Annotated in this window: 1 protein-coding gene; it reads left to right on the top strand. The window is 67.9% G+C overall.

Annotated features, from left to right (window positions below):
- On the top strand, positions 1–290 hold a 290-nt coding region (locus EN846_RS34580; protein ID WP_135928162.1), incomplete at both ends, for a phosphatase PAP2 family protein.

The raw sequence follows: 290 nt of genomic DNA, 5'->3' as shown, positions 1-290 counted from the left end.
GGCTTCTCGCGCCTGTACCTGGGCGCGCATTGGCTGAGCGATGTGATCGGCGGCATGCTGTTCGGCACGTTCTGGCTGCTGGTGCTGGGCATCGCCTACCGCCGCCGCTTCAACCGCTCGTTCTGGGTGAAGCCGGTGGCGTGGCTGTTCTACGGTGTCTTCGCCGTGGCGGCGATGTGGTACGCGCCGCGCAACATCCCGGTGAAGCTGGAACGCTTCGAGCCGACCCTGCCGGCCGCGCAGGCGATGGACATGCAGGCCTGGTGGCAGCACGACTGGGCGACACTGCC

The organism is Mesorhizobium sp. M4B.F.Ca.ET.203.01.1.1, from assembly GCF_004791025.1.
Classification (GTDB): Bacteria; Pseudomonadota; Alphaproteobacteria; order Rhizobiales; family Rhizobiaceae; genus Mesorhizobium; species Mesorhizobium abyssinicae.
Note: the sequence above shows the minus strand (reverse complement) of the source record. Positions and strands in the feature narration are given on the sequence as shown.